This window comes from Nocardioides sp. YJ-D4 (assembly GCF_054031495.1).
Map to the genome: position 1 here is coordinate 1,098,974 of NZ_CM132932.1, position 11,368 is coordinate 1,110,341.

At 70.8% G+C, this 11,368-nt stretch carries 9 protein-coding genes; 1 reads left to right on the forward strand and 8 read right to left on the reverse strand.

Annotated features, from left to right (window positions below; translation table 11 throughout):
• Positions 1–117: 117 nt before the first annotated feature.
• The 8 genes from ACW14X_RS05325 to ACW14X_RS05360 form a co-directional block, all read right to left on the reverse strand.
• Positions 118–1,191 carry an amidohydrolase family protein gene (locus ACW14X_RS05325; RefSeq protein WP_457164941.1) on the reverse strand — a complete coding sequence of 358 codons (1,074 nt, stop codon included), beginning with the start codon at positions 1,189–1,191 and terminating at the stop codon, positions 118–120.
• A gap of 14 nt (positions 1,192–1,205) precedes the next feature.
• Positions 1,206–2,915: an FHA domain-containing protein gene (locus ACW14X_RS05330; RefSeq protein ID WP_457164942.1), complete on the reverse strand. Its 1,710-nt coding sequence runs from the start codon at positions 2,913–2,915 to the stop codon at positions 1,206–1,208.
• A 78-nt stretch (positions 2,916–2,993) separates the two neighbouring features.
• The gene (locus ACW14X_RS05335) at positions 2,994–4,991 is read right to left on the reverse strand and encodes a glycoside hydrolase family 3 protein (protein ID WP_457164943.1); all 1,998 of its coding nucleotides are present in this window, start codon (positions 4,989–4,991) and stop codon (positions 2,994–2,996) included.
• Between the two features lie 131 nt (positions 4,992–5,122).
• Positions 5,123–5,485 carry a hypothetical protein gene (locus ACW14X_RS05340; protein ID WP_457164944.1) on the reverse strand — a complete coding sequence of 121 codons (363 nt, stop codon included), beginning with the start codon at positions 5,483–5,485 and terminating at the stop codon, positions 5,123–5,125.
• Positions 5,486–5,498: 13 nt separating this feature from the next.
• Positions 5,499–7,061 carry a signal recognition particle protein gene (gene ffh, locus ACW14X_RS05345; protein ID WP_457164945.1) on the reverse strand — a complete coding sequence of 521 codons (1,563 nt, stop codon included), beginning with the start codon at positions 7,059–7,061 and terminating at the stop codon, positions 5,499–5,501.
• 103 nt (positions 7,062–7,164) lie between these two features.
• The gene (locus ACW14X_RS05350) at positions 7,165–9,378 is read right to left on the reverse strand and encodes a [protein-PII] uridylyltransferase (protein ID WP_457164946.1); all 2,214 of its coding nucleotides are present in this window, start codon (positions 9,376–9,378) and stop codon (positions 7,165–7,167) included.
• A 20-nt stretch (positions 9,379–9,398) separates the two neighbouring features.
• Positions 9,399–9,737: a P-II family nitrogen regulator gene (locus ACW14X_RS05355; protein ID WP_008363338.1), complete on the reverse strand. Its 339-nt coding sequence runs from the start codon at positions 9,735–9,737 to the stop codon at positions 9,399–9,401.
• A gap of 49 nt (positions 9,738–9,786) precedes the next feature.
• Positions 9,787–10,125, reverse strand: coding sequence for a P-II family nitrogen regulator (locus tag ACW14X_RS05360; protein WP_141803747.1), 339 nt, complete (start codon positions 10,123–10,125; stop codon positions 9,787–9,789).
• Positions 10,126–10,321: 196 nt separating this feature from the next.
• On the opposite strand from ACW14X_RS05360, the gene ACW14X_RS05365 reads away from it, so the two are divergent.
• Entirely contained in the window at positions 10,322–11,368 is a 1,047-nt protein-coding gene (locus ACW14X_RS05365; RefSeq protein WP_457164947.1) for a class I SAM-dependent methyltransferase, read from the forward strand.

The window sequence follows — 11,368 nt, forward strand, 5'->3', positions numbered from 1 at the left end:
TCGGTGTGGGGACACCCGTCAGGCAACTTCGGCGGGCACTGTTGCGCTGGGTGAGAGGGTCCCTGCGCACAGGACACGCAACTCAGTTTGCCAGAGGTGGCCGGGAGCGGCGAAATCTCAGGCGTAGACCTTCCCTCGGAGTACGACGGCGGCCGGCCGAGCGAGGACGGTGAGGTCGTCGAGGGGGTTGCTGTCGTAGACGACGAAGTCGGCGGGATCACCCTCCGCGAGCCCGGGGTTGTGGGCGAGCCACTCCCGGCCGCGCCAGGAGGCGGCGCCGAGCACGACGTCGGCCGGAAGACCGAGCCGGTGCATGGCGAGCACTTCGGTCGGGAGTACGCCGTGCAGTTGGTCTCCCGCGCCGTCGGAGCCCGCGTAGAGCGCGACCCCTGCCTCGTAGGCGCTCATGATCGTCTCGCGACGGCGCGCGTAGAGGTCCTCCATGGTGGCGGCGTACGTCGGGAACTTGGGCGCAGCGGCGGCGGCCAGGTCGGGGAAGATCTCCAGCTGGGCGACGGTGGGGACCAGCGCGGTGCCCTGCTCGGCCATCGCCTCGACGAGGTCCGGGGTCAGGCCGGTGCCGTGCTCGATGCAGTCGATCCCGGCCTCGATCAGGCCGGGCAGGACCTCGTGGCCGAAGCAGTGCGCCGTGACCCGCGCGTCGTTGTCGTGGGCCACCTTGATCGCCTCGGCGAACGACTCCGCCGGGAAGGACGGCTTCAGGTCTCCCTCGGCCCGGTCGATCCAGTCGCCGACGAGCTTGACCCAGCCGTCACCGGAGCGCGCCTGCCGCTCGACGGCCTCGGCCAGACCGTCGGGCTCGACCTCGTCGGCGTAGTTGCGCATGTAGCGCTTCGTACGTCCGATGTGGCGGCCGGCGCGGATCAGCCGGGGCAGGTCCTCGCGGGACTGCACCCAGCGGGTGTCGGCGGCGGAGCCGGCGTCGCGCAGCAGCAGCGCGCCGGCGTCGCGATCGGCGATCGCCTGGGCCTCGGCGGTCTCCTGGTCGACGGCGCCGTCGGGACCGAGCCCGATGTGGCAGTGGGCGTCGACGAGACCCGGGACGATCCAGCCCGATGCGCCGGTCTCCGCCCCCGACGGCCGCTCGTAGGTGATGCGGCCGTCGAGGACGTAGAGGTCCCGCACCTCTCCATCGGGAAGGACCGGGCCGGAGAAGCGCAGAGCAGTCATGTGACGCAGGTTACCTAGTTGCCCGGCACCTTCACGCCGGCGGCCTCGAGGATCGGGAAGTGCTGGGCGAGCGGGATGACCTGGCCGGTGACGACGTTGCTCTCGTCCCACCCGATGGAGGTCGGTACGCCGACGAGCTCACCGTCGTCGTTGACCGCGGCGCCACCGGAGTTGCCGCTGGAGATCCGAGCGGTGACGTCGAAGACGGCCCGCTCCTCGCCCTCGAAGGAGAGGATCGTCGCCACGTTGCCCTCCGCGACGGTCGGCGGCTGGAAGAGCACGCCCTCCTTGTCCGCGAAGCTCTCCTTCGGCAGCATCGGGAAGCCGATCGTGGCGATGAAGTCACCGCGGTCGACCGCGTTGGAGTCGCCGAGCGAGATCGTCGGCAGGTCCAGCGAGGAAGGGTTCACCGGGTTGCCCTCGCCGTCGGCGATGATCTGCACGACCGCGCTGTCGACCTCGCCGTCGGACTCGATGACCTTGGCGATGTAGTCGGGCTCGCCGACCTTGTAGCCCTCGGCCGGGTTCGTGAGGTGGATGTTGACGACCTCGGGCGAGACCTCGCCCTTCGCGGCGTACTCCGGGATCTTCGCCGGGTCGGCGACGTGGGCGTTGGTGAGGATCTTGCCGTCCTCGGTGACGATCGACCCGGATCCCATCGCGATGGTGTCTTCGGTCGGCGCGTAGGTGATCCATACGGCGGCCCGCTGCGCGCTGTTGAGCTCTTCCTTGGTCAGGCCGGTGTCCTGAGCGGCCGACTCGCCGCCGGGAACGACGAACATCGCGACCACCAGTCCGATGACCACGACCGCGGCCGCGGCGCCGATCCCGCCCCACAGCAGCAGCTTGTTGCGGCGCTTGGCCGCGGCCCGGGCGACCTCGACCTCGGCGGCGTAGATCGGGATGACCTTGAGGATCTCGCCCGCGACCGGGTGGCCGAGGCGGATCTCGGTCTCCTCGTCGATCTCCTCCCTGACCAGCGGCTTCCCCTTGAGGAACGACCCGGTCTGGGAGCCGTTCTCGAAGGTCCAGCCGCCGGGGGTGGCCACGAGCCGGGCGTGCTGGCGCGAGACGCCCTGGTCCTCCAGCACGACCGAGTTGTCGGCCGCGCGGCCGATGGTCACGGTCACCGGGTGGCGAAAGCGGTGCTCCTTGCCCTCGGCGACCAGCAGCAGGTCGGGTCCTGTCGGCGCGGTCGGCGGCTGTCCGGGAGCGGCCGGCCGCGCCATCCCGGGCGCGATCGTCATCTCGGAGATGTCGTCGGGCCCCGGGGGCGTCGGGGGCGCGGGCGGCTGATGATTGAACGCCGCCGGGGCCGCTGCGGGCACTCCCGAGGGCGGGGCCGCGGTGGCACCCGACCCCGCAAAACCCGCCGGCGGAGGCGGCGGTGCCGGCGCCTGGGCACGCGGAGCACCCGCCGCGACCGACGCGTCGTCGAGGGTGACCGTGATCGTCGAGCCCGGTCCCGCCGGGCCGAGCTGGATCTCGGTCGCCCCGGTCAACGGCACCTCCGTGACGCGGCTGCCGGAGACGTACGTCCCTCCGGCGGAGCCGACGTCGACCAGCTTCCACCCGGACGGGTCCGGGCGCAGCTCCGCGTGAGCGCGGGAGACCGAGGAGGACGAGAGCACCACGTCGGCATCAATCGAACGCCCTATTCGGACGATCTTGTCGGGCGGGAAGCTGAGCGCACGTCCCGATACGTCTACGCGTAGCGTCTGCATGCACGAATCATGCACCGAAATGGCCCGATCCAAGCGTCGCGAATCGAGGATTCGCAGAACTCGGACCGGGCCTTTTCGCTATCGGTGAGTCTTCAGGCCGTGTCCGTAGGCAAACAGCGGGTCATAGTCGGAATCCCCGATGTTGATCGGCTCCTGGTCGATCGAGCGGGGCCAGGTCACCGGGAGCTTCCCGGTGAACGGACGCTTGCCGAAGAGCACGTCGGCGACGCCCTTGCCCTCGCTGCCCGGGAGCCAGGAGGCGACCAGGGCGTCGATCTGCCCGAGCAGCTCCGGCGGGATGATCATCGGTCGCCCCGAGACGACGAGCACCGTGCAGGTCGCGGCGGCCGCGCAGACCGTCTCGATCGCCGCGGTGTCCGCGTCGCTGAGGTGCATCGTCAGCGCGGGCCGCTGCACGCCGCCCTCGCCGGGGTCGTAGCCCCAGCGGGGGCCGCCGATGTCACCGAAGCCCTCGGCGTACGGGTGCTCGCCGACGACCACGACACCGTGCGCCCCGGCCGGGACCGGTGCGGAGGCGTCGGGCGAGTGGGTGACCTCGCCGCGGGCCGCGGACTCGATGCCGTCGAGGATCGTGTCGCCGGGGATCTGGTGGGTCGAGTTGCCCTGCCAGGTGATCGTCCAGCCGCCGGCCTGGTCACCGATGCTGTCGGCCTTGCTGCCTGCGACGTAGACGTCGTCCCTGCCGGAGAGCGGCAGTGTGTGCCTGTTCCGGAGCAGGACCTGCGACTTCGCGACCGCCTCGCGTGCCACGCGACGGTGGGCGGCGCTGCCGATCTCGTCGATGTTGCGCCGGTCGGTGAACGGCTTCTCGAAGAGGCCGAGGTCGAACTTGGCGGCGAGGATCCGGGAGACCGCGTCGTCGATGCGGGCCATCGGGACGGTGCCGTCCTCGACCACGGCGGTCAGCGTCTCGATGAACTGCGGGTAGCCGACGGTGTCACCGGAGAACGGTTCCATGAACATGTCGACGCCGGCGTTGACGGAGATGGCGACCTGCTCGGCGTACGTCCCCGGGATCTGGTGGATCGCCCTCCAGTCGGAGATCACCAGGCCGTCGAAGCCCTGCTTCTCCTTGAGCCAGCCGGTGACGAGCTCCTCGTGGGCGTGCATCTTGAGCGGGTTGCCGAGACCGTCCTCGGTCCAGTCGACGCTGGAGAAGGACGGCATCACCGAGCCGACGTCGTGCTTCTTGACGGCGGTGACGTACGGCGAGAGCGCCAGCTTCTCGAACTCGGCGCGCGAGGCCTGGGTGATGCCCTGGTCGATGGTGTAGTCGCCCTCGCCGGTGCCGAAGGTCGTGAAGCCGTCGCCGGCGAAGTGCTTGGCGGTGGCCAGGACGCGGTCGGGGTCGTCGAGCTCACCCTTGTCGCCCTGGAGCCCCTCGATCATCTGCGCCATCTGGGCGGCGAGCTTCGGGTTCTCCCCGAAGGACTCGTACGTCCTCCCCCACCGGTCGTCGCGGGCGACGCAGATGCACGGGGCGAAGTTCCACTGCGGCCCGGAGGCGCGAGTCTCCTCCGCGGTGATGTGCCCGATCCGCTCGGCGAGCTTCGGGTCACGGGTCGCGCCGAGGCCGATGTTGTGCGGGAACACGGTCGCGCCGTTGAGGTTGCCGTGACCGTGGACCGCATCGACGCCGTAGAGCAGCGGGATCCCCAGCCGCGTCGAGAGCGCCTGCTCCTGGAAGGCGTCGACCGTGTCGGCCCAGGCCTCCGGGGTGTTCTCGGCAGGGGTCGAGCCGCCGCCGGAGAGTACGCTGCCGAGCCCGAGCTCGGCGATCTGGCCGGGGTTCGCGGCGACGTCGGCTCGCTCGGCCTGGGCCATCTGACCGACCTTCTCGGCCAGCGTCATCCGGGCGAGCAGATCGGCGACGCGGGTCTTGGTGGCGAGGCGTGGGTTCTTGTAGGGCAGGGCGTGGTCCGAGCGCGTGAGCGCATCGGTGGACACGGTGGGTGACGCTGCGGTGGACGCTGGGGCTACGAGGAGCGTGGCGCAGAGCAGGCCGGCGAGAGCCGAGGCTCCGCCGATCGCGCCGCGCTGTCTGTGTGATCGCACGGGACAGGCCTCCTGAGAGTGATCTGTCGGCACCTCGGCGTTGGGGTGCCGCGGCTCGTGAGAGCGCTCCCAGCGTGACGGCGATCACAACAGCGGTCAATGGCTACGCACGCGTAACCCCGTGAATTTCCTCAGATCTGGTCAAGCAACCAGGACGGTCCCAGGGCCGTGGCACCGCCACAACGAGCCTGGAGCATCCGGTCGGCGGTCACCAGCGTCACCCGGTCACCCTTCTCCAGCGCCTCCCGGACGACACCGACGATCGCGGCGTCACCGTCCTTGGGCGCGTGGACCGTGTGCACGTGGGCGTCCCTGCCCGGACGTACGCCGCCCTTGGCCTGTCCCTCCAGGACCAGGACGATCCGGTCCTGCGGGAGATCGGCGACGAGCAGCGCCTCGTGCAGCCGGCGCGCCGCGCCGGCGCGGTCCTTCCACCAGCCGTCCGGGCGGGCGCCGACGACGTTGGCGCCGTCGACGACGAGCACCGTGCTCACCTGGAGGGGCCTCTTACTTGAGGAACTTGGAGAAGTCCGAGGGCAGGTTGAGCTCGGCGGCGGCCTTCTCGTAGTCGATCTCCTCGCCGCCCGGCGTGCCGAACGGGTTGGCCGCGGCCGGCTTCTTCTCGGCCTCCGCCTTCGCCTGCTGGGCGGCCTTGGCCGGGTTGCCGGACTTGCGCGCGCCCTTGCCCTTCTTCTTCTGGGCCACCTGCTTGGCGCCGGCGCGCTTGCCGAAGCCGGCACCGGGCGCTCCGGGCATCCCGGGCATGCCGCCGCCGGAGGCGAGCTGCTTCATCATCTTCGACGCCTCGGTGAAGCGCTGGATGAGCTGGTTGACGTCGGAGACCTGGCGGCCCGATCCCTTCGCGATGCGGGCGCGGCGGGAGCCGTCGAGGATCTTCGGGTTGGCGCGCTCGGCCGGGGTCATCGACTGGATGATCGCCTGGATCCGGTCGATCTCGCGCTCGTCGAAGTTGTCGAGCTGCTCACGGAACTGGCCCATGCCCGGCAGCATGCCCATCAGCTTCGACATCGAGCCGAGCTTGCGCAGCTGCTGCATCTGCTTGAGGAAGTCCTCGAGCGTGAACTCGCCGGTCGCGAGCTTGGCCGCGTCCTTCTCGGCCTGCCCCTGGTCGAAGGTCTTCTCGGCCTGCTCGATCAGGGTGAGCATGTCGCCCATGTCGAGGATGCGGCCGGCCATCCGGTCGGGGTGGAACAGGTCGAAGTCGGTCATCTTCTCGCCGTTGGAGGCGAACATGACCGGCTTGCCGGTGATCTGGACGATGGAGAGCGCCGCACCACCGCGGGCGTCACCGTCGAGCTTGGTGAGGACCACGCCGTCGTAGCCGACGCCGTCGAGGAAGGCCTGCGCGGTGTTGACCGCGTCCTGACCGATCATCGCGTCGACGACGAAGAGGACCTCGTCGGGGTTGACCGCCGCCTTGATGTCGGCGGCCTGCTTCATCAGCTCCTCGTCGATGCCGAGGCGGCCGGCGGTGTCGACGATGACCACGTCGTGGAGCTTGCGCTTGGCCTCCTCGACGGCGTCGCGGGCCACGTCGACCGGGTTGCCGACACCGTTTCCGGGCTGGGGCGCGTAGACCGGGACCCCGACGCGCTCACCGTTGACCTGGAGCTGGTTGACCGCGTTGGGCCGCTGCAGGTCGGCGGCCACCAGCAGCGGGGCCTTGCCCTGCTCCTTCAGCCACAGCGCGAGCTTCGCGGCCAGGGTGGTCTTACCGGCACCCTGCAGACCCGCGAGCATGATGACGGTCGGGCCGGTCTTGGCGTAGCGGAGCCGGCGGGTCTCGCCACCCAGGATCGTGACCAGCTCGTCGTTGACGATCTTGACGATCTGCTGGGCGGGGTTCAGCGCCTGGCTGACCTCCTCGCCGCGGGCCCGCTCCTTGACCCGGGCGACGAACTCGCGCACCACCGGCAGCGCGACGTCGGCCTCGAGCAGCGCGATGCGGATCTCGCGAGCGGTGGCGTCGATGTCGGCATCGGTGAGGCGGCCCTTGCCCCGAATGTTCTTGAACGTCGTGGCGAGCCGGTCGGAGAGCGTGGCGAACAAGGCGGTCCTTCAGCAGAGTGGTTGTCCTGCCAAGCCTAACGAACTGTTGTACGTGGCGTGATATCCGGCGGGCGCGTACGGGATGCTGACCGAGATACCTCGGTCAGCATTCGAGGGCCGCGCGGACCGCGTGGGCCGCCTCGGCCGCCCGGTGCTCGGCGAGGGCTCCAGCCGAGGCCTCCTGGAGGTAGAAGACGTCGACGGCCTGCGGGCCGAGGGTGGAGATGTGGGCGGAGCGGACCGCGATCTCCATCCGCGCCAGCGCGACGGCGACGGTGTAGACGACCCCGGGACGGTCGACGGTGCGCACCTCGAGGACGGTGGCCTTGCTGGATGCCTCGGGACGTACGACGACCGAGGGTTCGCTCCCCCGCGCGGCCGCGCTCGGGGCCAGCCGGGTCGCCGGGTCGAGGCGGCCCTCGGTGATGGCGGAGAAGCGTGTGCGCAGCACCGCGGCGTCGACATAGGAGTCGTCGAGGTCCCACACGCTGACCCCGAAACCGCCCTGCTGCCAGGCACGACACGCTCTGACCGGCAGCCGCGCGACCGCGAAGGTCGCGGCCACGTCGGCGAGCAGGCCGAGCCGGTCGGGCGCGATCACCCACACCCGGGCGCCGTCGGCGAGCGGCTCGGCGCGGAAGGAGGTCGAGCCCGAACGTACGCTCTCGGGGATCTCCACCGCGGCCTGCGGCCGCTCCCCCGCGGCGACGCCGGTGTCGAGGACCCGCGCGGCCCGGCGGGCGAGGTCGAGGATGAGGCGGGCCCGCCAGGTGCTCCATGCCTGGGTGCTGGTCGCCCGGGCGTCGGCCTCGGTGAGCGCGGTGAGCAGGGCGAGCGCCTCGGCATCGCCCATCGTGTCCACCACCAGGTCGACGGTCGCCGGGTCGTCCGGGTCACGGGTGGTCGCGGTCGTGGAGAGCAGCAGGTGCCAGCGCACCAGCTGCGAGATCAGGTCGACCTCCTCCTCCGGAAAGCCCATCCGGGAGGCGATCCGGCGGGCGATCGGCTCCCCCGCGACGCTGTGCTCGGTCAGCGACCCCTTGCCGATGTCGTGGAGCAGCGCCGCGACCAGCAGCACATCGGGTCTGGCCACGCGCGGCAGCAGCGCGACCGCCTCGATGCAGGTCTCGATGGTGTGCCGGTCGACGGTGAAACGGTGGATGATCGAGGCGTGCGGGAGGAGCCGGATCCGCTCCCACTCGGGCAGGATCCGGGAGACCGCGCCGGTCTCCTCCAGCGTCTCCCAGACCGCGAGCAGCCCGCGTCCGGCACCCAGGAGCCGTACGAAGAGATGCCGCGCCTCCTCCGGCCACGGCTCGGCCAGCGCCGGGGTGTCCCGGGCCAGACGCGCAGCGGTCGGCGGCGCCAGCGCGACCCCGTGCTCGGCGGCGAGTGCCGAGGCGCGCAGCAGCATCAGCGGATCGCGCGACGGACGGGCGCCCGGTACCAGCACCACCTCGCCCGAGGCGAGCGCCAGTCCGTTGCCCAGCGGCGCGAGCCGCGGGCGGCGCGGCGCTCCGGGCCGCGAGCGTTCCAGGACGCCGTCGACCCGCCGCCAGGCCAGACGGGAGAGATGGGTGAGGCGGCGGCCGATGGTGCGTACGTGGGCCTGTGCCGTGCGGGCGTCGGCCAGCTCGAGCCGCTCGGCGAGCTGGTCCCACATCTCCGGCACGACCCTGTCGGTGGCCCGCCCGCCGATCTCCTGCACGAGATCACGGACGTCGAGCAGGGCGCGGCGCGACTTCTCCAGGTCGACCGCGGGCACGTCGACCAGCCAGGTCGCCACGATCGCCTTGATCACGACCGCGTCCCGCAGCCCGCCGTACATCTCCTTGAGATCCGGCACCGAGGCGTGCGCGAGCTCACCGGCACGCCGGTGTCGCTCCACGCTCATCGTCCTCAGCTCGGGCAGCAGGGCCCGGGCGTGCTTGCGCCAGTGCGCCAGCATCGTCGTACGCAGCCGCAGCACCAGCCCGCGGTCGCCGGCCAGGTGCCGGATGTCGAGCAGCCCGAGGGCGACCCGGAGGTCACCCGTCGAGGACGAGAGCATCTCGGAGAACGACCGCACCGAGTGGTCGAGCTTGGGCGCGGTGTCCCAGAGCGGATACCAGACCTGCTCGGCCACCGAACCCGGCGAGACGGCGTCGTCGTGCACCAGGACCACGTCCCAGTCGGAGAACGGTGCGAGCTCCCCGCGCCCGTATCCTCCGACCGCGACGAGGGCGACCCCGACCTCGGGGCCGCCCGCTGCGGCGTACGCCTTGGCGCACTGCTCGTCGGCCTCGGCTGTGCGCGCCGCCCGGCCCTCAGCGGTCACGCGCAACCTCCTTCATGGATTCAGATCGCGGCGTCGTCGCGGTCGCCGGTGCGGACCCGCACGATGGTCTCCAGCGGGGAGACCCAGACCTTGCCGTCACCGATGCGCTCGGTCTTCGCCGAGGTCTCGATGGCGCTGACCACCGACTCGACCTCCTCGTCGGGCACGGCGATCTCGATGCGGATCTTCGGCACCAGGGCCACGTCGTACTCAGCGCCGCGGTAGACCTCGGTGTGACCCTTCTGCCGGCCGTAGCCGGAGACCTCGGAGACAGTCATGCCGGTGACACCGACAGCTTCGAGGGCGACGCGAACGTCCTCCCACTTGTGGGGTTTGATCACTGCGGTGACGAGCTTCATTTCTCTCCTCCGGTGGGATTCGATGGACCGGCACTCGGACGAAGCCTAGTCAGAGCGCCTCGGCATCACGTGCACCGGTCCGAACACGGACGACGGACTCGATCGGGCTGAGCCAGACCTTCCCGTCGCCGATCCGTCCGGTCTGTGCGGTCTTCACGACGATCCCGACGACGTCCGCGGCATCCTCGTCCTCCACGACGATCTCGATGCGGATCTTCGGCACCAGGGCGATGTCGTACTCGGCGCCGCGGTAGACCTCGGTGTGACCCTTCTGCCGGCCGTAGCCGGAGACTTCGGAGACGGTCATGCCGGTCACGCCGAAGGCCTCGAGGGCCTCGCGCACGTCCTCCCACTTATGGGGCTTGATCACTGCGGTCACGAGCTTCACGAGAGGGCGCCTCCAGAGGTCCTTGATCCTGTCATCTTCGCCGCCACCTTCGCCCGGGGACGTTTCGACACCCCGAAGCATCTGTTTCCACTGTGTAACAGACCATTTCGCCGTACGTCGCCGAAGCGTCGAAACAGCCTGTAAATCACCCGTGCCGGACCCGCGCGGCGCCACCAAAGGTCGCTACCCTCGTCGCATGTCGCACTACGCCGTCGAGATCGACCTCGATCACCGCAACACCAGCCATGTGCAGGTCATCGACCTGGCTGAGTCCGCCGTCTCGGCGGGCAGTGGGAAGCGGGTCCTCGACGTCGGCTGCTGGACCGGTGAGATCGGCCGGATCCTCACCGAGCGCGGCTGCACCGTCACCGGCATCGAGATCGACCCAGAGGCGGCGAGCCTGGCCGAGAAGGTCCTGGAGCGGGTGGTCGTCGCCGACCTCGACGCGACCCCGCTGACCAAGATCGTCGAGCCCGGCTCCTTCGACGTGGTGATCTTCGCCGACGTCCTCGAGCACCTCGTCGACCCGCGGGCGGCGCTCGAGCAGGCCCGTGACCTGCTCGCCCCCGGCGGCCAGGTGGTCATCTCGATCCCCAACGTCACCCACGGCTCGGTCCGTCTCGCCCTGCTCCAGGGCCGCTGGCAGACCACCGACACCGGTCTCCTGGACCGCACCCACATCAAGTTCTACTCACGCGAGGGGCTGCTGCAGCTCTTCACCGAGGCGGGCTACGCGGTCGAGGACCTGCGCGGCACCACGGCCGACCCGCTCAACGTCGAGGTCTCCGTCGACCCCGGCCTGCTCCCCGAGGTGGCCGTGGAATGGGTGCGCCTGCAGCCCGACGCGCTGGTCTACCAGTTCCAGCTCGCCGCCCGGCCGCTCGCCGACGGCGAGGTCGCACCGGCCGCTCCCGAGCTCGTCCAGGCCGCCCCGGCCGACGAGGTCCGGCTCCGCGACGCACACACCCAGAGGTTCGAGGAGGTCACCCGCTCCCGGCTGGCCACCCGCGACCACATCCTCGGCATCCAGGCCTCCGCCAACTCGGCCCAGGCCCGGGTCGGCACCCTGTCCAAGCAGCTGCGCGAGGCCCGCGAGGTCAACCGGCGCCGCCGCGAGCGCATCGAGCGGCTGCGCGGCAAGGTAGCCGGCCTCGAGGCCGACCTGACCTACGCCACCCGCCACCCGGTGCGGAACTTCGGCCGACGAGTCGTACGCCGCCTCCGCCGAGCAGCCCAGGGCTGA